18 protein-coding genes are annotated in these 22,546 nt (G+C 41.1%); all 18 read right to left on the bottom strand.

Annotation, left to right across the window (positions count from 1 at the left end; translation table 11 throughout):
- Nucleotides 1–123: 123 nt before the first annotated feature.
- The 18 genes from DESDI_RS17345 to csrA all read right to left on the bottom strand — a co-directional run bounded on the left by DESDI_RS17345 (nucleotide 124) and on the right by csrA (nucleotide 22,545).
- Nucleotides 124–1,347, bottom strand: a complete 1,224-nt coding sequence (locus DESDI_RS17345) for a glycosyltransferase (protein ID WP_015263261.1) — start codon at nucleotides 1,345–1,347, stop codon at nucleotides 124–126.
- A gap of 24 nt (nucleotides 1,348–1,371) precedes the next feature.
- Entirely contained in the window at nucleotides 1,372–3,150 is a 1,779-nt protein-coding gene (locus DESDI_RS13965) for a glycosyltransferase (protein WP_015263262.1), read from the bottom strand.
- Nucleotides 3,151–3,196: 46 nt separating this feature from the next.
- On the bottom strand, nucleotides 3,197–4,657 hold the full coding sequence (locus DESDI_RS13970; RefSeq protein WP_015263263.1) for a glycosyltransferase family 4 protein: 1,461 nt from the start codon (nucleotides 4,655–4,657) through the stop codon (nucleotides 3,197–3,199).
- Nucleotides 4,654–5,886, bottom strand: coding sequence for a glycosyltransferase (locus DESDI_RS17350; protein WP_015263264.1), 1,233 nt, complete (start codon nucleotides 5,884–5,886; stop codon nucleotides 4,654–4,656). The genes DESDI_RS13970 and DESDI_RS17350 overlap by 4 nt, the downstream gene beginning before the upstream one ends.
- A gap of 28 nt (nucleotides 5,887–5,914) precedes the next feature.
- Nucleotides 5,915–7,180, bottom strand: coding sequence for a class I SAM-dependent methyltransferase (locus tag DESDI_RS17355; RefSeq protein WP_015263265.1), 1,266 nt, complete (start codon nucleotides 7,178–7,180; stop codon nucleotides 5,915–5,917).
- Nucleotides 7,181–7,334: 154 nt separating this feature from the next.
- Nucleotides 7,335–8,417 carry a glycosyltransferase family 2 protein gene (locus DESDI_RS17680; protein WP_015263266.1) on the bottom strand — a complete coding sequence of 361 codons (1,083 nt, stop codon included), beginning with the start codon at nucleotides 8,415–8,417 and terminating at the stop codon, nucleotides 7,335–7,337.
- 71 nt (nucleotides 8,418–8,488) lie between these two features.
- Nucleotides 8,489–9,682: a radical SAM family protein gene (locus DESDI_RS13990; protein ID WP_015263267.1), complete on the bottom strand. Its 1,194-nt coding sequence runs from the start codon at nucleotides 9,680–9,682 to the stop codon at nucleotides 8,489–8,491.
- A 296-nt stretch (nucleotides 9,683–9,978) separates the two neighbouring features.
- Entirely contained in the window at nucleotides 9,979–11,109 is a 1,131-nt protein-coding gene (gene wecB / locus DESDI_RS13995; RefSeq protein ID WP_015263268.1) for a non-hydrolyzing UDP-N-acetylglucosamine 2-epimerase, read from the bottom strand.
- A 1-nt stretch (nucleotide 11,110) separates the two neighbouring features.
- Nucleotides 11,111–11,974 carry an SDR family oxidoreductase gene (locus DESDI_RS14000; RefSeq protein ID WP_015263269.1) on the bottom strand — a complete coding sequence of 288 codons (864 nt, stop codon included), beginning with the start codon at nucleotides 11,972–11,974 and terminating at the stop codon, nucleotides 11,111–11,113.
- Complete coding sequence (locus tag DESDI_RS14005) at nucleotides 11,974–12,975, bottom strand: polysaccharide biosynthesis protein (protein ID WP_015263270.1); 1,002 nt, start codon at nucleotides 12,973–12,975, stop codon at nucleotides 11,974–11,976. The genes DESDI_RS14000 and DESDI_RS14005 overlap by 1 nt, the downstream gene beginning before the upstream one ends.
- 60 nt (nucleotides 12,976–13,035) lie before the next feature.
- On the bottom strand, nucleotides 13,036–14,115 hold the full coding sequence (locus DESDI_RS17360; RefSeq protein ID WP_015263271.1) for a glycosyltransferase family 32 protein: 1,080 nt from the start codon (nucleotides 14,113–14,115) through the stop codon (nucleotides 13,036–13,038).
- Between the two features lie 20 nt (nucleotides 14,116–14,135).
- Nucleotides 14,136–14,852: an IspD/TarI family cytidylyltransferase gene (locus DESDI_RS14015; protein WP_015263272.1), complete on the bottom strand. Its 717-nt coding sequence runs from the start codon at nucleotides 14,850–14,852 to the stop codon at nucleotides 14,136–14,138.
- 37 nt (nucleotides 14,853–14,889) lie between these two features.
- Nucleotides 14,890–15,939, bottom strand: a complete 1,050-nt coding sequence (locus tag DESDI_RS14020; protein ID WP_051015724.1) for an NAD-dependent epimerase/dehydratase family protein — start codon at nucleotides 15,937–15,939, stop codon at nucleotides 14,890–14,892.
- Nucleotides 15,932–18,505 (bottom strand): hypothetical protein, encoded by a 2,574-nt coding sequence (locus tag DESDI_RS17365; protein WP_015263274.1) that lies wholly within the window; start codon nucleotides 18,503–18,505, stop codon nucleotides 15,932–15,934. The genes DESDI_RS14020 and DESDI_RS17365 overlap by 8 nt, the downstream gene beginning before the upstream one ends.
- A gap of 146 nt (nucleotides 18,506–18,651) precedes the next feature.
- The gene (locus DESDI_RS14030) at nucleotides 18,652–20,583 is read right to left on the bottom strand and encodes a glycosyltransferase (RefSeq protein ID WP_015263275.1); all 1,932 of its coding nucleotides are present in this window, start codon (nucleotides 20,581–20,583) and stop codon (nucleotides 18,652–18,654) included.
- 74 nt (nucleotides 20,584–20,657) lie between these two features.
- Nucleotides 20,658–21,488, bottom strand: a complete 831-nt coding sequence (locus DESDI_RS14035; protein WP_015263276.1) for a flagellin N-terminal helical domain-containing protein — start codon at nucleotides 21,486–21,488, stop codon at nucleotides 20,658–20,660.
- A 264-nt stretch (nucleotides 21,489–21,752) separates the two neighbouring features.
- Complete coding sequence (locus DESDI_RS14040) at nucleotides 21,753–22,148, bottom strand: flagellar protein FlaG (RefSeq protein WP_015263277.1); 396 nt, start codon at nucleotides 22,146–22,148, stop codon at nucleotides 21,753–21,755.
- A gap of 145 nt (nucleotides 22,149–22,293) precedes the next feature.
- A complete protein-coding gene (csrA, locus tag DESDI_RS14045) occupies nucleotides 22,294–22,545 on the bottom strand; it encodes a carbon storage regulator CsrA (RefSeq protein WP_015263278.1) in 252 nt (83 codons plus the stop codon).
- Nucleotide 22,546: the final 1 nt, after the last annotated feature.

Raw genomic sequence — 22,546 nt, forward strand, 5'->3', positions numbered from 1 at the left:
GCCGCTATTTAAACTGAACCCCATACATTGGACATTATGATATAATAATTTCCAACCAGACTTCCGCAGATTTTGTCTAAATTTTGGGGGGCAGTCAAACACTGTGGCTCATTTTAGACCGGATTATTCATCTATCCCTAAAATTTGCGGCGGACAAGCAAGCAATAGATTATCAATGCACTGTTTTGTTATAACATAAGGAAATTCCGCCGTTACAAGTTGCTCTTCGATTTCAGCATAAGCATCTACCGCTATAATGACAAGCCAATTCTGTTTGTCCGCTTCAAGCACAGAAAGCGGGACACAAGACAAACCAGCAGTCATAGTTTTATGCTTGTCAGGATTGTTGTCACAAAAACACTCGGCAGGAATAGTCCTGGCATCAAGTTCATATTTGAGAATCTTGCCATGAAAACCCGCTCCAAAGATACAAATCTTTCTATTGCATCCACCGGAAAATTCCCATAGCCGATTTATTAAGAATTCTTGCTTCTGATTATATTCTTCCTTAGGCAACTCCGACATACACTTCATTACATCTGAAATTTCTGGTATATCAGCTCGATTTTTCATTATACAGGCGACCCGATGGTAAAAGGCTCTTAGTGAAGGGAACATCATCTGGATTTCTTGCTGAGAAAGCTTCTTGAAAAAGGTATAGTATAACTCTGCACATGATAGAGCAAATCTATTGTTCGTCACTTTGCCGGACTGCATATGTAATCGAGAGCATAATAATACTTCAGGCAGAAATATCGTTTGCTGCCCTCTAAACATTCGAAACATTAAGTCATAATCTTGTGTTAATGGCAATTTCTCATCAAATAACCCAACTCTGTCAAAATGACTCTTATGTATTAACAAAGCGTTTGCATGCAGCGTTCCTATTACAATTGGAAATACCGAATTCGTCAACTGGTCTATCGTGTATGCATGCTCTTGGCGCACAGAAGAAACAGAGCCAGACGAAACATTTAATAAATCGTAGTTGCCATGAACAATTCTAGTTTTATCGTCGCAATTCTGCAAAGCAAGCAATTGCTTTTCTAATGCATATTCATAAAAAAAATCATCGTGTGCCAGCCAAGTAAAATACTCCCCCCGCATATTGGCAATACCAAGATTCAAAGCGGATGCAACACCGCTATTCTCTTTATGAAAATACCGAATCTTGTCGGCGTATGTCAAACAAATAGCTTCAGTGTGCCCATAATCTTTTGAACCGTCATTGACCACAATAATCTCTTTGTTGGAATACGTTTGTGCTATAGCCGAGTCAATAGCATCCCTTAAATAGTTAGAACCATTATATACAGGTATGATAATCGAAATCATCGGCATTGTCATATAGTTCACATACTCCATTTCCTCTTATTTTGCAGGCATCCTGCTCTCATAATATTTACAGATTTCAAAAATGATCCGATTAAACTTCTGAATTAAAACCACTGATTCTTTAGAAGAATAATCAATCCCTTCAATATCTTCTAGACCTGTAATCCATTTTATAGGAGGCACCGCAAGTAATATTTCATCAAGTGTCTGTTTAGTTGTAATGAACGGAAAGCCGGCTGAACGCAATTGCTCTACCACAGATTGCGGATTTTGTATAGCTACAATAATTAATATGGTTTCCTTTCTTTCTAACAGGTTCTGCGGAGAAATGCAGTTAACAGAATCGAAAAGATAACCCCATTTATCTGGATTGTTATCAGCAAAGCAATGGACTGTGACCATTCTGCTTCGCAGCTCCTGATATAATTGGATTCCATATTCTCCCGCACCGAAAACACAAAGATTTTCAGCCTTGCCACCCGAAAGTTCCTTTATCTGCTGCTCCAATTGCAATAATTGCTCAGTCATCTTCTGCGGCACCTCTGTTTCTTGCAATCTTTGATTTGCATAGCGATAGGCTTTTTCCGGTTTTTGCCTTCTCTCCATAACTTCCCGATACAGCTCAATATGACGATTTACATAATCTTTATATCGATAATGTTCTTTAACAATACGTTTACCCATTTCTCCACGTCGTTGGCGTTCCGGAGGACTCTGAATCAGGCGCTCTACCGCCAATTTTAGTTTATCGCTGTCCTTGTAAGGAACCCCAATCCCACATTCAGGCGCAAATGTAATATCATATAAAACCGTATCTTCAAATACAATGATCGGGCAACCAGAGGCCATCGCTTCTATCGCCATCAGACCAAAAGACTCGGCCAGAGAAGGCATAAGAAAAACATCACAGGCAGTATAGAAGTCGACTAGAGTAGGAAAGTCATTAGTCCAGCCGAGCTCTAGAACTTGATACTTCGAGGTATACTCTATAGGCAATTTTCCTGTTCCAAGGGTAAGTACCGTTATCGGAATATCGGAGGTTAACTTGTCCAGCATTTCCTCAATATAGCGCGTCCCTTTAATTTCATTCGCTTCATTTCGAAAGCCGATAACAAAATTATCGTAGGGTATTCGCCAACGATCTCGAACTTCATTCCGTTCTGATTGGGAAAAACGATCAATCTCAATACCAAAAGGAATTCTATGTATTCGCTTGAAGTGCGCTGTCAACGGACTATTCCTAATATAATTTTCCATAAACTTTGAAGCAACTACAAGGTCAATATCCATCTCACGATATACGGCCTTTTTTATTTTCCACATAGCATGGGCGTTATCGTGCTGCAATGGGAAATTAGCATCCCGCAGGTTGCAACAAGGATCGCAACCATCCTGCCATCTCTTGCAATCACATGGATGCACACAATGGCCGGTTACCAACCACGGATCATGAATCGTCCAAATAGATGGCTTCCTAGATATTAAAGCAGGAAGATCCAAAAGAGACAATATCTGATTATGAATTAAGTGATAATGTACAATATCTGCATTCTGAAATACAGGGTGTTCAGCCAATAGCTTGCCAACCGGAGAAAGCAAATTTGCCATACTCAATTGGTACTCAAAATTCTTTAAAACTGCTCGGATATGGCCCCCATGCCTATCAGGCAAAGCTAATATTGATGGTTCCTCGCTTCTTTTTTCTAAAACCAATTGATGTGTGTCATATCCCGTCTGACTCAGCGACAAATGCAAATCATATCCGTTAAATCGCCGTCCAACCAAATCACAATTATTTACGTACACAATATTCATGGTCTTTTCTCTCCATATAGCTTTACGTTTTATGACTGCCTAATTACTATGTGCGAAAGTTGAGATCATAACGCAAAAGAAGTTCTGGTTCAAGAATCTTAAATATATTTGTAAAATGCTCGTCTTCATTAAATCCCATTTGAGAAAGTTGCATTGAAATTTCTTCCATATAAGAGTGACTGGCAATTATAATCATAATCTTATCTGCATGCTCCTGTAATAGAGTTTGGGGGCTGCAAATAGGCCTCCCCCTGAAATAACACTGCCATTTAAGCGGATTGTTATCCACAAAATAGAATGCCTCAAATGGTATCATCTTACATAACCACTCGCAGCCCGCGCCAGTTCCCCAAAGTATAACTTTTTTATCAGTAAACTTCTCTAGGCCTTTTTGCGGATCATTTCTCTCACTCACTAATTTGTTCTCGGATTTATTTTCAAGTGCCATTTGAATCAATTTATGGTACTGATCTCCCATACGTTCGATACTAAAATGGATTTCTGCGTAATCCTTCGCTTGTTGACTCATGCGCATCAACAATGGCCTATCAAAATAAAGCTGTTTAATTGCTTGGCTAAATTGTTTTACTTCACCATGATCCACTAAAAATCCAGTTTTTTTGTCTTGAATGGTACAGTCTGTAGCACCGGTCAATCGAGATGCTACAGGTATGCAGCCGCAAAGCTGTGCCTCAATTGGAGCAATGCCCAAACCTTCCATATAAGAAGGAAACAAAAGAATATGAGCACTATGCATTAGAGCACGCACTTGTTCCGAACTAAGCATTCCCCAATACTTAACAAACTTCTCTGTTCCATTATTCTGAAACAATTCCTTCAATTGCCCTTTATCTGAACCATCCCCTACGACGTCTAGTGTCACTTTCAACCCATCGTCAATTAAGGTCTTTACTATCGGTGGAAGTAAAAATACCCCTTTATCTGAATTACTTATTCTCCCCACATACATAAGCTTTATCGTACTTAAGAAAAAATCTCGTTCAATTGCAATATCTACATTAGCTTTCGGAATACCATGTAGAATTACATCGCACTTATAATGCTTATTTATTCTCTCTACTGTCTTTTTTACCGCAGGGCTAACTGCAACAATATGGTCGCAAAGTCCAGCATTATAAGTGCCAATTCTCGCGCAATACTCATCAGTCCCATGTACAATAGGAATAACAACGGGATTAGCTTTGCCAGTGCCAATACCGATTTGAGCGAATAATGCATGGTTTGAAAATACAATATCAAACTCTCCATCATACAGCACCTTTGATACCCTACTCACATGCTCTAAAGGCTCTACAGAATTTAAACCAGGCACATATATTTCTTCGAGTCCCATCTGAGCGATTCGCTCAAACCAATTGCCCAGGCAGTTTGTCGTTACAATCGTCACATCATACTGACAGCATTTAAGATATGCACCCAAGTTCAATAGGAAGGTTTCAATCCCTCCTCCAAGCATACCATAAACAACTAAAGCAATTCTTGTCATTTTTTCTGTCCTCCACAACAGTCACATACTAAGGCACGGATAGCTGGTACAAACCGGATAATTTTCATCACTTCCGCATAATCAATCCAATATTCGCACCCCAAGCTAAGCAGTTGGCTCCAGATTTGCTCTGTCCCATTTTCCGGTGTAATAATAATCATCGCGTTTTGCACCATGGTTGCCTCAGGCAAAAAACAGGGCAGATTCTCTACCACTCCTTGGCCTGGGTTATTATCTATAAAACACTCTACCTCTATGCCGCGCACAGTAAGCTCGCGGCATAGCGCTTTACCGCGCTTCCCTGCACCAAATAGGATAATACGGTCTGAACGATTGCTACACCACTGCAATAATGCTACTTTCGCACTTTCGCGCAGCTTCGCCCCGTTTGCTGGTTCAACTAATGCAAACAGCTGTTCCCGGTTCCAATCTGCACAGTTTGAAAAGCCTGCTAGGCTGTCACACCGCGCCATTTCATAATGGAAATTATAGCGGCTACCAAATAAAGAAATAATTTCAACCTCAGAAAGAGCTTGATAAAATCCTAAGTGCAGTTCTTCCCGTGCCATATTATGTGCTGGGTCGATTACACCGGTTTGATTGGCATGAATACGGTATTTTACTAATGGCTGATTAACGTAAACCAGTCGACGGTTGCGAAAGGCCCGAAACCACATATCATAATCCTGGGTTGTTCTTAGCAGGGGATCAAACAATCCACACTGTTCAAAAACACTGCGATGCAACATTACGGTATTTCCGTTTACCACTCCATACAAGAGTGAATACACCCCAGTAGTCAGCTTGGCATTTGTATGGCCTTCATTAGCCCGCAGGCGTATCAGCTGCTGATTATGCATGTCGATAAGATCCGCATCGCCAAAGAGCGGCGCAGTCATATCTCCATCGCGATAAAGGGCGTTTATTGAATACTCCACCTTATGTGGATAATAAACATCATCGTGGGATAACCAAGAGAAATACTCTCCCTGCATGTGTTCAACGCCTATGTTTACTGCAGTGGCTACACCGCCATTCTGTTTCGCATAATATCGTATCTTCTTACCATAGCTGAGACAGATTTCTTCAGTGTTGTCGGTTGAACCATCGTTTACAACGATGATTTCGCATTCGGAATATGTCTGAGCCAGCGCACTATCAATCGCGTCACGAAGATAGTTTGCACCGTTATATACAGGAATAATGATGGATACCAAAGGACTAGCCATAATTTCACCCCTAAGCAGCGCACTAAGCCTATTTCATCCGCCGTAGCCACAAGCTCGCACTATGCCAACTATCGGTATTCATCATGCTAGGGTAACATTCATTACATACCGCAAGCTGTTCTTGCAACAAATACATAGCTGGCAATAAAACCTCGAACGAATCATTAAAGACAAAGAATGCTTGCAATAGATAACTTTCCGTCCAAAATACCCGAAATGTTGGGTCAGTGGCGTAAGTCTTACCATATTCATAAGGCATAGGAATATCGTGGAAATGAATCAATACCCCTGGCCCTAAAATCGGCAATATCTCCAAAATTTCATAATTTACATCCCCACCGATACGAACAGTATGTGAGGAGTCAATAAACAGGATATCGTTTTCCTCTAGCTCCTCAAATATCGTTAAATCTACTTCCTCAACAGGCATGTTTATTATCTCTGCATGATCCAATGAACCAAAAGCACAATAGGGATCAATAACCTTATAAGAAGTCGGTGGCACACCATCACTCATATTGTCCATGATAGCTTTACGAATAACTCTGGTTGAATTACCGCTACCGATCTCAATAATTTTTTGAGGGCGGTGCTTCCTAATCATACCGTATAGGAAGGATGCGCAAATATAACTAAACGAGCTGTTAGCAAGATGAAACTCCAGCGGATCAGCCGTAGCTGACAAAGCCCAGTCGTATGCCGGTTGATATTTCGCTATGTCCTTAAGATTGGCAACATATCTATCAGCCTCCCAGCGAATACCCGATAACTTGCTTTTTCGCTCCCAAATATTGCGGCGTTCTAAATCCTTAATATCGGGTATGGGCTGATAAAAATGCCTTTGCATCGGCAAACAATCATATTCCAAGCATTTGTCTGTTCCCACTCCACTATATGCCATATATCGAACTAGCTCTGCGCCTATATCTTCAACTAAATTCATTGCGTTAATTTCCAACTTGTCAATGATATCTCCCATAAGTACAATATACGGGAAGCCCATGTCACGTAATGCCGCCGCAATCTTTTCCGGCTCGTTTTTTATGGCAACGATCATCAATAAACATTCCTTGTTTGGAAGCAGCGTATCCGGACCTTGACAGATAACATCACCAAAAACCGGCTTACCCCATTTAATCGGATTATTATCAGCGAACATGGCTATGGCAATGGACGAAAATTTCAATAGGCAATACAATCTTTTCCCATAATCTCCCGCCCCAAATATGCAAATTTTAGCATCTCCTTTAATGCTATTCTTATGTAATAATTGTTTTGTCCTTGTAGCTTGCATAGCGTCATCCTCCCATTCGTATAAAAAATATACGGACCTTTCGCAAATCCCACTCTAGCTATGTATCATGCTAGGTTAACAGTATTTACACATCTCAAATTGCCCTGTCAACAAATATGACGCATGCAAAAAAGCTGAACAAATGATTAAACTATTATCCCCGAACCATCAAGCGGACGTGAGAAGATTTACCGTATTTTTCTATATGCTTCTTTGCCCTTCTGCGTAAGGTCAAAAGTAATAACCGCGATTGCTTTAATTTGAAAAGCATAGGGATGACACGGCTGTCAGTCAGCCTTGTTGGATAATACACCTGGCTAGCCTCATACACAAGAGATGTGTTAACAAGCTCGGTCAATTCTGGTAGAAATCCATCGAAAAAATATTCTTCATATGCTACTGCTTTCACCATCTCTGCAATCATATTATCAAAAAACTTAAAAAGAAGCGCATTTTTTATATCTTCGGAGATACCCTGACTGGTAGCTATGACACGCCAAAATTTCCCGAACATGGTTACATACAACTTTAATCGGTCTGGATATAACCATGACATCCCTTGGACTCTTTCATCCCCATATTGATAATAAATATATTGGATAGAAAACACATTGTATATGTTTTTCGCAAAGTTCAAATAATCCGCGACAAACAGGGAGTCATTCCCAATCACAAATTTTTCATCAAACATAATCTTGTTATCAAAGATAATTGAGCGTTTAAAGATAGAGCCATTAACTGCACTAAGAGCATGACCAATTTGCCCCGGCCCTTCTTCACCGCGCAGAATACTGATTATGGCTTGTGTACTAGTGTAGGTTTCATAGTGTGGTAGGCAGTATCTCGTAGCAAAATCGCGTGATGATAGGTTATTGCTCTTCTCTATATATGCTCCCACAGCCATATCAGCCGCAGATTCATCCATTGCATTCACAAACCGTTCTATCGCATATAGAGGCAATTCATCATCTGAATCACAAAACATAACATATTGTCCGGTTGCCTTTATGAGTCCCGCATTTCTCGCACTGGCTTCTCCGCTATTCGGTTTATGAATAACACACACCCGTACATCTGTGGCAGCATATTCATCACAGATTAAACCAGATGAGTCAGTAGAGCCGTCATCAACCAACAATACCTCAATATCGTGATAGCTTTGATTGACTAAACTGTCCACACACCTTTTTAAATATTCTTCTGTATTATAAATAGGCACAATAATTGAAACTGTCATTGTATTCCTCCGCGTTTCTCTAATCATAAATAAACACCGTATTATTCATTTTAACTCAACGAAACTTCTACCTATTTTAGAGGAATTTGAATTGCACACGGAATGGATTTAACATTGCTACTGAAGCCACGACAGCGACGACAAAAACCGACATATCCTTTATTGGTAAAACCTTGTCGAAACTCAAGTATCTCCATTTTACTTGAACTTGCTATATCAATATAATCGTTATCAGTTTCCGATGCTATTCCTGCTTTTTGCGCGAACTTATGATAACAACATCCATAAATTTGTCCATTGTAAAAGTCGTGCAGAAAACTATTACAATTATCCTTGTGTTTTATCATTTCTTCTTCACTTAGTGATGAATTATCAGTATCATTAATTTCAAAGTCATACCAACTATCGGTTCGAACAAGCGTAACAGGAATATCTGCGTTTTCAAATGCACACTTGACCGACTCTATTCTAGAAGCACACAGAGGAACATTCTTAGAATAATCATCTAAACTAACTGAACACCTTGCTTGCTTAATTGCTTTCAAAACACCTACAGAAGGCACAATACTACCATTTGTAATCACAAAAAGTTCAAAAATCCTCTCTCTATAATTTTCAGAAATATAGTCAAGAAAGCGCGGTAGCTCTTTATGCAATAATGGTTCTCCTCCTGAAAAATGCAGTGAATACAAATAATCAAACTTCGAAAATACCATATCAATATGGCTTTTAAACTCGTTAAAGGTCTCATCCCTAGGATTATTTATGTAAGAAGTAAAATTCAAGCATCCTTTGCAGTTTAAATTACAACGTGTTGTGAGACAATAATTTGTCCAATGCGATATGAGAATTCCGTATTTATACATCGCCCATACACACAGAAAATTCTGTATAAAATTATCGTTTCGGTTATGCTGTTGTAAAGCGGAAAATACATTAACTATACCATACCTATTTAATAACTCCCTTACTTCGTCTTGTCCATTTGAAAATGCCAAAATTACTGCCTTCTTTTTAGCATTTTGTCTTGTAGACTCCAATAGCGATTGGGGAGAAAACACTTTTTTACCGCAAAATAGTTCGTTCTGCTTTTCGCTACATTTATCCAAAAAAATAATATTAAATTTGTTATTAAAGTTTAGGAACAAAAGAAAATCATAACACTTTTTCGCAACCTCTGACACGCCCCAGATATACAGATCTTCAACCTGGAGGTATTCTTCTCCAAATTTATCTAGTTCATGGCCTTTACTCGTCCATCTCATAATATGTACTCCCATCATTGTAGACTGGAATAATGATCAACACATCAGCTTATTTCCCTATAATAAATAGATTCAGATATATCTATTAATAGTAGTAACAACACGGTGGCAATAGATACGTTCCAGCAAGTAACCCTCATATATATTTTTGCAGCATAGCCGGCTCGCCAGCAACGATAAGGAGATAACAATTAAACTCAAATCACCGATTAACTTCATTAATCGGTGTATTTATAAAAATTAACTTTTTTAGTTTTTCCTCAATTTGATTTATTGCTGTGTGAATATCCCACCACCTACAACTTTTTTCCCCATACACGCTGGTTAATAACATCAACATAGCTCTGGATGATTCGGATAACCTTGTCCGATACATTCAAATCAGCATAATCTGGTACAGCGCTATGATTATTACCCATTGCGTACATGCCTACTGCCATTTCGACGGATTGCAGCACCGATTCAGAGTCAATGCCGCCAAGAATAAATGCACCTTTATCCAAGGCTTCCGGCCGCTCAGTAGATGTTCGGATGCTCACCGCCGGGAAGCCGCTAATGGCTCCTTCTTCCGGTAGTGTGCCGCTGTCGGAAACCACGCAATAGGCGTGCTGCATCAGCTTGCTGTAATCGGTAAAGGAAAATGGCGGCAGTTCTCGCACCAAGGCATGGAGCTTGACGTTACGTTCCTTAATAAATTTTGCGCTACGGGGATGTACGGAATAAATAATCGGCATAGCATAGCGTTCCGCCAACGCATTAATAGCTTCCATCAGGCTTATAAACGCTGCGGGGTTGTCAATATTTTCTTCCCGGTGAGCGGAAAGCACCATATATTGTCGTTCTTTTAGATGCATTTTGTTTAGCACCGTACTCACCGTTATTTTTTCCTTATTTGCAGCTATAATCTCTGCCATCGGTGAGCCTGTTACATAAACAAACTCTTTACGTACCCCTTCTGCCAGTAGGTAGCGCCGGGCATGCTCCGTATATGGCAGATTGACATCACTTATATGGTCAACGATGCGGCGGTTGATCTCCTCCGGCAAGTTTTCGTCAAAGCAGCGATTACCTGCTTCCATATGGAAGATGGGGATCTTCAGCCTTTTCGCCGAAATTGCAGCCAGTGCAGAATTGGTATCTCCCAGTATCAAGAGCGCATCTGGCTTAACCTCTGCCAGAAGTGCATAGGTTTTGGCGATAATATTCCCCATAGTCTGTCCCAAGTCGTCACCAGAAACATTCAGATAATAGTCAGGTCTGCGGATAGCTAAGTCCTGATAGAAAATTTCATTTAAGTTATAGTCGTAATTCTGTCCAGTATGAACAAAAATGTGTTCAAAATAACGGTCTGCTTTCTTGATCGTTTCGGACAGACGGATGAGTTCCGGCCTAGTTCCGACAATGGTCACCAATTTCAATTTTTTCACACTACTGCTCCTTAATGCGATAATGCGTGTACTGTGCTTTATGCGCAATAATCCATTTTCCCATATTTGCTACCATCTGTTCATAAGAAGGCACTACAAAAGGAAAATCTGTACGGCAGTTAAGCAAGGATTTATCTTCTTGTACCCTGTTGTCAGGCTGAATATTAATCGGTTCAGTTCTGAGTGAATTTAATAACCTCAGCAGCTCGTGCTTGCTGATTCTCTCGCTATTGACCAAGTGATACAATCCCGTCAGATTCCGCTCCAAGGCCAAGGCAATTGCCTCTGCCAGAACAATCGTTGTGACGCCTGTCCAAATAGCATTAGTATAGCCATGTATGAGACTAGTCTGCCCCATAAACCAATTGAACAGCCCAATGCCATTCTCGTTAATATCCGGTCCGATAATGGATGTGCGAAACGTCAGGTTCTTGCTGTCATTGAGTTCTCCCAAAGCCTTTGACCTACCATAAAGTGTATTGGCAGATCGGAAGCTATCCTCTTGGTAATTGCCCTTTTCATGACCGGAAAATACACAGTCGGTACTCAGGTGAATCACACGGGTAGGAGAATTTGCCGTCAGCTCCGAGAGCAAATGCGGTAAGCAACTATTCAACCAAATACCGGTATAGGGACTAATATCCACAGCGCGATTCAATACGCCAACACAATTGACCACTGCATCAAAGCTTTGCTGTTTGAATACGGACTCCAACACTTGGATATCACAGGCATCAGCTACAATCATCTCACAGAAAGGCAAATCTCTCCTGGCAAGTCCGGTGACAGAGTACCCCTTCGCCGCTAGACTTAGCGCAATAACATGTCCGGCCATGCCGCCGGCGCCAAGTACAAGCACCCTCATTATGCCAGCTCCTCGCGAATGTATTCCGTTGTTAGAAGTTTGTCTTTTATTTGCTCAACACTAAGTTGCACTGTGTTATTAGAATTAAACTCATCTATTTTCGACCAGTTGGCTTTGCCTTGTTCAAAATATTGTTCATAGTTCAAATCGCGATTGTCAGACGGTATCCGGTAAAAACCTCCCAGGTCAACCGCATGCAAACACTCTTCTTTAGTCAGCAAGGTTTCATAGCACTTCTCACCATGCCTAATCCCAATATAGTTGATAGGATTATCCGCATGAAACAGATCCTTAACCGCTTGAGCTAAATCGCCAATGCTGGAAGCTGGGGATTTCTGTACTAGAATATCCCCTGGAGCAGCATGTTCAAAGGCGAACAGCACCAAGTCTACAGCTTCGTCTAAGTTCATTAGAAAACGGGTCATAGTAGGGTCTGTAATCGTCAGGGGCCTTCCACTCTTAATCTGCTCCACAAACAGCGGTATCACCGATCCGCGCGAGCACATGACATTGCCGTAACGTGTCCCGCAGATGAGCGTCCGATCTGTGGTCCGCGATTTGGCTACAAATATGCGCTCCATCATTGCTTTGGAAATCCCCATGGCATTAATCGGATAGGCCGCTTTATCCGTAGACAGGCAAACCACCTTTTTGACCCCGGCCTCAATGGCTGCGGTCAGAACATTGTCAGTGCCGACACAATTCGTCTTCAACGCCTCCATCGGGAAAAACTCGCAGGATGGCACCTGCTTCAAGGCTGCCGCATTAAAAACATAATCAACACCGTACATCGCATTGCGAATGCTCTGCACATCCCTAACATCGCCGATGCAAAACTTGATTTTCTGGTTGCGGTACTGCTTGCGCATATCATCCTGCTTCTTCTCATCACGGGAAAATATGCGAATTTCCTTGATGTCAGTGTCTAAGAAGCGTTTCAACACTGCATTTCCAAATGAACCCGTACCGCCTGTTATCATAAGTGTAGAGTTTTTAAACATCACATTTTCCCACTTTTCTAGCGAAAATATTGCTCTAATCTATAAAAAATTCTCCGATATTTAGCGCTTTCCTTTGCCATCTGTCCATGAACCCAAGCAATGGTGGATGGCAAAGGTTCTCTCATCAATCTCAGCATTGCAACCTGCTAAACCACTTGTAACCAAAAAACAAGGGGGATAGACCGCTATATCGGCGATCAGTTGGTATGCAAAATTCTTTTGCATACCTGCCTCTAGAAGCACTGCCGATTCATAAACACTGTTTGTCGTTAAATTGCAACTACCATCAGCATTGATAAAATTCATCACAGCGCGCGGCTTATCCCGCATCTGCCTAAGTGTCTCATGGCCCGGAACACTGCCGACGATAGCACTATTAAGTAAAGGCCACTCTGCATAGGAGATAAATGCCTGGTTATAAAGCAAGTTGTCAAAACACTTCACGACTTCGACATCAGTATCCAAGTAAACCCCTCCATAACGGTAGAGAATATCAAGCCTAGCATAGTCGGATACAAAGGCAAATTTCTCATTCCCATAAGCCTGACGCATATAGCTGGTTTGATAGACATCGTAATTGTCTTCATTCCAACAGATGATTTCATATTCAGGATTATATTGCCTCCAGCTTGCTATGCAGTCCTGCATAAAAGCAGACAACTCTCCGCCGCCAAACCAGCAATAGTGGAGGGTCTTCGGTATCAGGCTTATCCCCTGCACCTCTTTATAACCTGCTGAGCAGAACTTGTCGGTTGCAACCACCTCTTTGATATACGAACGGTTTATAGCAGTGAATGAATAACATTTCAGATTTTGCAATTCCTCGTATTGCTCCAAGGCGTGAATGACCGACTCGAAGGCTTGGCAAGTAATGAGAAGTAGCTTGTCTGTAAAATCCATAGTCAGCAATGCGGAAATCCCTTGAATAGTTATATCCCGACCGGCAACCTTGATATAAGTACCGTGTTTTTCTGGATTGTTGTCAATAAAACAACAAATACACTCACTAATACCAGCCTTTTGAAAAATATGTTCAATCGAAGTGGCAACCATACCGGCACCAAAGCATATGATATGTTTTTCGCCTGCCTTCACTTCGGCGACGAAATCTTCATAAATGCACTCATACAGGATATTCAATGGAATCCCCCCGCTTGGTCTTATATCCCCAATATTTGCTGATTTTCCTTGGCTTCGTACAATGCGCGAAATATATAATAGTCAGCTGGAGCTGTAATCTTCATATTATTGGGAGGGCTGATCGCCATATGAAGCTCCATACCGTACATATTGCAAAGGTGCGCAGAGTCAACAGCCACAATACCATCCTTGTGTGCCTTTTGATGCAATTTCCAGATTACGCCATAGCGAAAAGACTGGGGAGCCTTAGCAACATACATACGTCCGCGTTCAGGGACAGAATTAATTAAATCACCTTGCTCGCTGTAGATAACGCTCTCAATCACCGGCTCAACTGTGATTGCAGTGCCGCATTCTTTAACCTTGGCGATATTAGTAGTGATAAGTTCCTTGTTAATCAGCGGCCGTACCCCATCATGAATTAGAACAATATCCTCAGACTGACAGATGGCTTCCATGGCTTTAAGCCCATTATAGATCGATTCATGACCAGTGGGTCCGCCGGCTACGATTCGCGTAATTTTTCTAAAGTCATAGCGTTTGAGCCAAAGCTTCAGTTCGGCAATCCAGCTTTCCAAACAGACTACGACAATATTGTCAATTTCAGGATGTCCCTCAAAATGTTCTAAGGTATAGAGAATAATCGGTTTTCCATGCAGTTCTAGAAATTGTTTCGGTTTGGCGCTGGCATTCATCCGTTGCCCGGTGCCTCCCGCAAAGATAAGCGCTGTTACCAAAGCAGTTTCCTCCTAATTCGAATACGTGATTTCACATTTACTGTCCCTGCCAATCTGCAACCATTCGTTTATACATAGCCATTAGCCCGAAATGGGGCTGCCACCCTAACAATTTCAGTTTATCCACGTTGAGTTGAAAACCGGCATCCGGTGCATAGCCGCGCTTCTCAATATCATTGGGGATTTGAACAACTGCTTTTATTCTGCCTTGACCAAGCTCGCTTGCCACCAGCTCCGCCATTTCCCTGATGGTAACACTGGCCCCCGGATTAGCTATATTATAGGCCTGACCATCTGCACCATACAGTAAGAGCGTCAATAATCCTTGCACAGCATCTGCCAAATAGCAATAATTCCCTCTGGATTTTCCCTCAGTATGTAATACAATGTCTTTTCCTGCCAATACACTTTGCGCAAATTGCGTGAACACTCGCGTATCCTCTTTCGATGTTCCTGCGCCAAATGTTTGCGCTAACCGTGCGATTTTTACCGGAACTCCGTGCTGTACCGCGTATGCAACGCACAGAGTCTCACAAAGTCGCTTGCTTTCGGGATAGCTACTCCTAGGGTTGGACAAATCTATATATCCCAAGTCCGTTTCCCTTACTTCGCCGAACAAGCTCTGTCCATAGACTTCCATAGATGACAGATAAACAATGCTCTTACACTTCCGTCCTTTGGCAAGCTCCAACAAATTCCTCGTACCATCCACGGCTGTGGTTATGACATCAACCGGTTTCCCCACCATGTCCGCCGACTTGGTAATTGCCGCACAGTGGAAGATATAATCCACTGTACTGGGGATGTCTTCAATAGATAAGGGCTGACGAATATCACCGTCGATGAACACATCCAGTCCGCACTCTTTCGTCAACTTCTCGCCCTTAGCGTTATTCCTGCCGTTGCCGATAAGATTAAGATTAAGCTGGTATTTCTTACTGGCAGCCCTTAACACACGAGTCAGTGCCGTACCAATCAATCCGGTAGCACCGGTAATAAGCACCGATTTATCTAACATTTCGCACCACGGCAGATGTGGGTCGGAAATGATTCGTTCTATATCCTCATCAAAAACACGCTTAGCCAACCACATTCACTGCTTTCCTAACACACTCATAAATATTTTTCCCTGCTCTGGACACACTGCACTTGGTACATGTTTCTCCTGTATCCTCAATTACACATCGCAGATAGTCTTTGAGGGAGAGGGTATTTTCCTGAAATATGGCCGTATCATTATTAACTATTCCCCTTTGCCTGCGACGATATTGCTCAGATCCTATTTCCCAACTGTCTTCGTTTGAAACAAACACCGTTTGCCTACGAGTCTCACCAGTTTTCGTATTATAAGCCATCAACCGATTGGTCTTAGTCGAATAACCATAAACCTCTCCATCTATGATTTCCTGCAATAGATACTTACTTTGAATCGGTTGTGTTGGTGAACTTTCCTGTTCACATTCACTCTGAAACACATCAAGAATTGTTACAGTATCATTCCTTATGTTTAGCTTAAATGCACAATTCCCACTTGCCGGAAGTACAAAGACATTGCCATTCTCATAACTAATATTTTGATAAGGAAAAGGTTTACAACTGCTATCATTGCAAACATTATATCCGCACTCCTTAACAACACCCTCTTGAGGATTCCACTTGACAATCGCTCCATGTTCTATAGGAGCCATCCAGAAATATTCTCCATCAGAGCATATGCCAACATACCCAGTATTACAGCTTCTTACTTCATGAATCCGATGAGTAAAATCTTTTACATCAAATTCCAACACTGCATTTGCTCCACTACCGGCAAGGAATAGTTTATCTCCCAGCAATACACCGCGATAAAAATAACCATATTCCGCTTTTTTTATTAGGCGCTCCATATCCTTTATCCAGCCCGAATAACACTTAACTTTGCCTGTGATCAAATCATAACGCAAGATTCCAGGGTAAGTGTGAGGTATAAAAAATAAAGAATCCCCACAATGAAACACCTGTGAAAATTTGCATTCTGGATTATACTTGACTTTTCCTTCTTTCTTCGGCTTTTTAATGGGACTACATTTGAAAGAATCACTTGCAAGAGAATATCCCGTGATATTGTCTGCTGAATACGGTGCAAAGATGAGTCTGTCATTTACCATGATTACATTCAAAAACGCTCGCCAGCTTGCGAACTTTTCATTTTCAAAAAAACCAATATGTTCAGCTGTCCAAGTTTCCTTACTAATTCTAAACAAGCTGTTCATGTTTACCGGAACGCACCAAAGATAGTCCGCACCATCACAGAGCACCTCGAATATTAATTCAATCTCATCAGCACTTGATAAAATTTTCATATTGGCAATCATAACTGGCTTCCCTGTAGCCGCATACAATGTCACTACCGAACTTGCATCCCCATAATAAGCATCAGAAACGGTTATGGCCCTGTGCAAATCGCTGGTATCATCGTAGATACCCCAGCCTGCCTCCTTGTATTCTTGGACAACCCACATATATCTATCGAACAACTCCGGACGAAATCTCCGAAAATTCAGCTCTGTATTGGGATGGGGTCGCCACCAAAGGACAACATCTTCACGGGAGCGAAAGCACTCAAACACAGACTCTAGCTTCTTAAAATACGGCTCTCCGCCATTGATCCACGTGAACATATGGGTGTTGTAAAGAATGACTTTCTTGGTAGTTCCGTCTTCTCGATAAAGCAGTTGTTCCCAACCCTCGGGAAGGGAGTAGTCATCCCGTTTCACATTCAAAACCTTATCGAATTTCGGCGAACCAAGGGCGACAAACTTTTCCGTCGGGTTCCCGTAACGACCGTTCCAGCTGTTTTGCTTATCATAGTGTTTATATTGATCGATATAAGACTGCCGCTGCTCTTCCGATTGCAAAATAACACGGTCGGCATATAGTACACCGGGAAGTGTTGTGTAGTAATCCTCTACATACGCTCCGGCGACGACAAAATAAGGTATGTATACAAGCAGATCACAATACTCACGCAAGCGTTTGCTGTAAAAATCAGGGTGAATGCTCGCATTTCTAGCCGCATCGTCATAGGCATAATGAATAAAGACCACATCTGGACGACGTGCCGCAATATCATATTCCTGCCAATTGGTGATAGGGACATTTTCCGGGTATTTACCGCCTTCATAGTGCATCTTCCCGAAGGTTCCGTTAGGAGCAAGCTCATAGTAGGGAATTGGCACAACATAGGCATCACAGCAAGGGTCATCCTTTGCTTCCAGCCACACCGATTCCAAGCTGTCCCACATTGACGCGTTGTAAGGGAAGAATACTACCTCCAGCTTGTTAGGCTTCAGTTCGGTTTTTACGTTATTTTCGATTTTAATCAGCTGCTTTTTTAAGCTTTTCCAAAACTTGTCGCTACCTTTCTGCTCAACAGCAAGGCTTGCTTGATACAAAGATCCATAGTATTCTCCGAGCAGTGCAACTGTTTGTGTACCTTCTCCTTCGATCCCTACGATAAAATCGCAGATTGCTGTCACGAAATCTTGACAATCAGCCAAAACTTGAAGAACAGCGGAATCTTCCCCTTGCAAGAAAAGCAGCTTGAGTTCCGCATTTGCCTCATTCAGTGTTTGTAACAGTTCCAAAATTTTCTTCTGATCGAATCTTCGCATGTCCCCAACTCTTTCGTGAATTATTATATCTTCTCGGCATTTTAGGAGAAAGTATAGCATGAATCCGACATGAATCCAATGATTTGTTTTACTATACCTTAAGGAAGCAGCTCTCTTCTCACACTGCCATTTTCCAGCTGTTTACATTATGTTTTTGAACCCGTTTGAGTTTTTAAACCATGTTCATTAATTTCCAAGTACTTTTGCTCCAAGTCATTGCCCCTTGGAAGATTATCCATACTCCATCGTAGAAATTCATAGATATCATTTTTTCTATACCCTAAATCATATGCCTTAATTAGAGAAGCCGCTGCATTGTTATATTCACGCAGCTTATACCAGCAAATGCCCTCAGCATATATTTGGTTAACCAATTGCTTATTTTCGATCACTAACTGCTTCCTATATTGTTGATAAAGTTTTAATGCGACTAAGTAGTTTTCATGTTGGAAGAAAAAATTCCCCAGTTCTGCATAAACAATTTTCTCTTCAAAATATTGAGCCAGTCGAACCCCTCTATCCAATATTTCCTTAGTCCCAAAAAGATACATATAGTTAATTAGATTCAAATATTCTTCCGTATATTTCTGGTCAAACACGACTAACTCATGCCTAACCATTCCTTTGACAAAACTTTTCATCGGTTCAGATGTATGTTCTTCAACCCAGTCCAGATATTCTTCGCGTTCACTCATGAGGGCCGATACTACGGCAATAGCCGCAAAAGTATTATTGCTTGGATCTTCATGCAAACACTTCTGAGCAATTGCAAAGGTTTTATCAAACTGACTATTGGCCAGAAGCATATACACCGCCGTCAAATCATCGCTACCATATTCTTTTATCAACAAGACCGAGTAGTAGGCAAGCACTTGTGGTAAGGGGACTCCCATCATAGTAGTGATTATAAAATGCAAATCTTCTTTGTCATCCTTTTTATAAACACTGTTCAATAATAAAATAATATCCTCTACGGGAAAATCCTTAATAATCATCAAAAGTCTTCTGAAACAGTCTGCTTGTTTATTTTCAAGTTTCAAGGATTCTACAAAGCTAGCAAATGCCTCCTCGTGTTGATTGCAATGCGAGGCAATTACACCTTTATAGTAATGAACATAGTATAGATTTAACGGGATAGAATTAACTTCAATATCATCATACTCATTGTGGAGCTTCAATACCAAATTATATTCTAATAATGCATGATTATATTTTTTTAATTCCATTAACACGTTTGCTAAATAGAAATGAAACATCGGATTGTCGGGGAATATTTCTAGCGCGTTGTTAATTTCTGATAGGATATCTTCAGTATTATATTTTAGAATTATCATGGCTTTTATGATATTCTCATGAGGTTTGGTATTGTATCCCATTAAGCTTATCCCGCTTTTAATAAACAGGCGAGCATACTTAATAGCATTTTCCCAGTCACCTAATGCACAATAACTATCACTAATATAATGGTAAAATGACTTATTACTCTCATCTTTATCTAATTCAGCAAGTAGCAGTTCTAAATTCCTTTCTGCCTTTTCTAGCTTATTAGTCCGAGAATACCCAGTATGGTAGATTAAAAGTTCCCTGTCTTTTGCTAGAAAAACCTCTAGTGTATTATTCTCTGCCGTCTTTTTTAGCATTTCATGAACACTATTGGTGTAACGAATATGTTTATCCCGCCTAAAAACACGGAATTGCGTAAATTCTTCAATCTTCTTGCCAGTTGCACTATCAATATTAATCATTTTACAGGCTATAACGTCATATTTCGAGTTTAGTTGTTGTATTAAAGAAACAATATTCTGTGCAGAATTGTTCACAAAGTACTCATCCGCGTCCAGAAAAATAATCCAATCTCCCGTCGCATGATTGATAGCATAATTCTTCGCATCAGCAAAATTGTTAGTCCACTCGTAATGGTACACCGTCGCCCCCATACTTATAGCAACTTCTACTGTCTTATCATTTGAGCCGGTATCAACTACAATGATTTCATCGACCGCATCTTTATAACTTTCTATGCAACGAGCAATATTCTTTTCTTCATTCTTTGCAATCATGCATGCGGATAATCTCATACTCTAATCCTCTTTCTTTAATAGAAAAAGGCCAGATTATAACTCTGGCCTCTAATGGTTAACCTTAATAAAAATTACCGGAGTAATTGAAGAACACCTTGAGGTTGTTGATTGGCTTGAGCCAGCATTGCTTGAGCAGCTTGGGAAAGGATGCTGTTCTTTTGGAAGCTCATCATTTCTTTCGCCATGTCTACGTCACGTATGCGGGACTCAGCAGCGGTTAAGTTTTCACTTGCATTTGACACGTTAGCAATTGTGTGCTCCAGACGATTTTGCAAAGCGCCTAAATATGAGCGTCCGGCAGATACGGAACTAAGTTGAGTTTCAACTGTAGTAATTGCCGTATTTGCAGCAGCCTGATTCGTAGAAATGTTAACTGCACTAAGCGCGGTATGAATAGCTGTCAAATCAACACCAGCCGTATCCAAATCTACATCAATAGCTTGAGATGCATTTGCACCAACGTGAATTTTCAACGCAGCAGTCGCAGATCCGTCCAACAGTTTTTGAGTGTTGAACTCAGTATTGTCTTTGATTCTTCCAATTTCGGAAGTTAATTGAGAGAACTCGTTTTGTAAAGCCGTACGGTCTGCTCCAACGTTAGTATCATTTGCAGACTGAACAGCAAGTTCTCTCATTCTCTGAAGAATGGAATGTACCTCGTTCAAGCCACCTTCGGCTGTTTGAATCAATGAAATACCATCTTGCGCATTACGAGCAGCTTGATCAAGCCCACGAATCTGTCCACGCATTTTTTCGGAGATTGCTAGACCTGCAGCATCATCACCAGCACGGTTGATGCGAAGACCTGAGGACAGTTTTTCTAGCGACTTACCGGTGCTTACGTTGTTAGCGCTTAACTGACGATGGGTATTGAGGGCTGACATATTGTGGTTAATAATCATTACATATTCCTCCTTGATTTTGATGCCGGGCATCCTTGCCCGTGCATTTGATGTTGTAGGGAGTAGGGCACCTTTCCCTCCGGCCGGTTGGGTCGAGGCTTGCTACTGTCCTGCTACTTAGTATATCGCTGCTTAGCGATATATTTCTTAGTCTAAAAAACGGCCAAATATACTATCTTTAAATAAATATCGCGCATTATCTCTCTATATCTCTAAATTATAGCTAATGTTAAAGTATTTCCCCAACATAGCATCCTTTCGCTTCTAGACCTTCTTATCGAGGAGTATTCCGACATAATCACGAATCGCTGCTAGAGTATCAAGTAATTCCCGGGGGGGGAATTCCTTGATAACTTGATGATTCTTCTTGTTAATAAAACGGACCATGAGGCGCTTGGTATCTTCATGCATTTCAAATTGCAGATCCGAGTCGATCGTCTTCATGAATCTATTTAGATGCTCTGCCAGATTATTAATATCTTCGCGGGTCAGCTCCTCTTTCCCCTGATCTTCTGAATCACCTTGATTTTTTCCCGCCTCGGATTTGTTGATTGACATAGGTTTATGTATCGAAAACTCTTGGGGCACCGCTACCGCAGAGTTCGATGAGTAGTTATTCGTGTTTATCTGTGTCGTTGCTTTGACCGCAGTTAAATCCATTTGACATCACCTTCTTTCCTTCAACATTCCTCTATATAGAATATCGGAAAAAAATCTAAATACTTGAGTAAACTTTAAAAATATAATAGGACCAAGCCCTCTAATCAGAAGTCTTAGCCCTATTAAAGTATCTAATCTCTTGTAATTATCGCTCTATCCCTATCCTAGTGCGAGGCAGAGAAATACTGAGTTCGTTCAGCTTTGCTAAATCATATGATGCTGATGCCTCTTTGTTCTCGGCGGCGATGGCATCATAGATCTCACCACGATAAATCTTTATTTCTCTAGGAGCCTCGATAGTGAGGCGGATGTTATCTCCTTTTATTCCAACTACGGTAACGACAATATCATCACCGATGACAATGCGTTCCCCCACTTTACGAGTAAGTGCAAGCATA

The organism is Desulfitobacterium dichloroeliminans LMG P-21439 (genome assembly GCF_000243135.2).
Taxonomy (GTDB): Bacteria; Bacillota; Desulfitobacteriia; order Desulfitobacteriales; family Desulfitobacteriaceae; genus Desulfitobacterium; species Desulfitobacterium dichloroeliminans.

Bases quoted from the DNA above. Each gene is read 5' to 3' on its own strand.
- DESDI_RS14040 (WP_015263277.1), bottom strand. From the start codon at position 22,148: ATGGATTTAACTGCGGTCAAAGCAACGACACAGATAAACACGAATAAC.
- DESDI_RS14030 (WP_015263275.1), bottom strand. From the start codon at position 20,583: ATGAGATTATCCGCATGCATGATTGCAAAGAATGAAGAAAAGAATATT.
- DESDI_RS14005 (WP_015263270.1), bottom strand. From the start codon at position 12,975: ATGTTTAAAAACTCTACACTTATGATAACAGGCGGTACGGGTTCATTT.
- DESDI_RS13990 (WP_015263267.1), bottom strand. From the start codon at position 9,682: ATGAGATGGACGAGTAAAGGCCATGAACTAGATAAATTTGGAGAAGAA.
- DESDI_RS13965 (WP_015263262.1), bottom strand. From the start codon at position 3,150: ATGAATATTGTGTACGTAAATAATTGTGATTTGGTTGGACGGCGATTT.
- csrA (WP_015263278.1), bottom strand. From the start codon at position 22,545: ATGCTTGCACTTACTCGTAAAGTGGGGGAACGCATTGTCATCGGTGAT.
- DESDI_RS17345 (WP_015263261.1), bottom strand. From the start codon at position 1,347: ATGACAATGCCGATGATTTCGATTATCATACCTGTATATAATGGTTCT.
- DESDI_RS14000 (WP_015263269.1), bottom strand. From the start codon at position 11,974: ATGAGGGTGCTTGTACTTGGCGCCGGCGGCATGGCCGGACATGTTATT.
- DESDI_RS17365 (WP_015263274.1), bottom strand. From the start codon at position 18,505: ATGCGAAGATTCGATCAGAAGAAAATTTTGGAACTGTTACAAACACTG.
- DESDI_RS13970 (WP_015263263.1), bottom strand. From the start codon at position 4,657: ATGACAAGAATTGCTTTAGTTGTTTATGGTATGCTTGGAGGAGGGATT.
- DESDI_RS17350 (WP_015263264.1), bottom strand. From the start codon at position 5,886: ATGGCTAGTCCTTTGGTATCCATCATTATTCCTGTATATAACGGTGCA.
- DESDI_RS17680 (WP_015263266.1), bottom strand. From the start codon at position 8,417: ATGACAGTTTCAATTATTGTGCCTATTTATAATACAGAAGAATATTTA.
- DESDI_RS17355 (WP_015263265.1), bottom strand. From the start codon at position 7,180: ATGCAAGCTACAAGGACAAAACAATTATTACATAAGAATAGCATTAAA.
- DESDI_RS14035 (WP_015263276.1), bottom strand. From the start codon at position 21,488: ATGATTATTAACCACAATATGTCAGCCCTCAATACCCATCGTCAGTTA.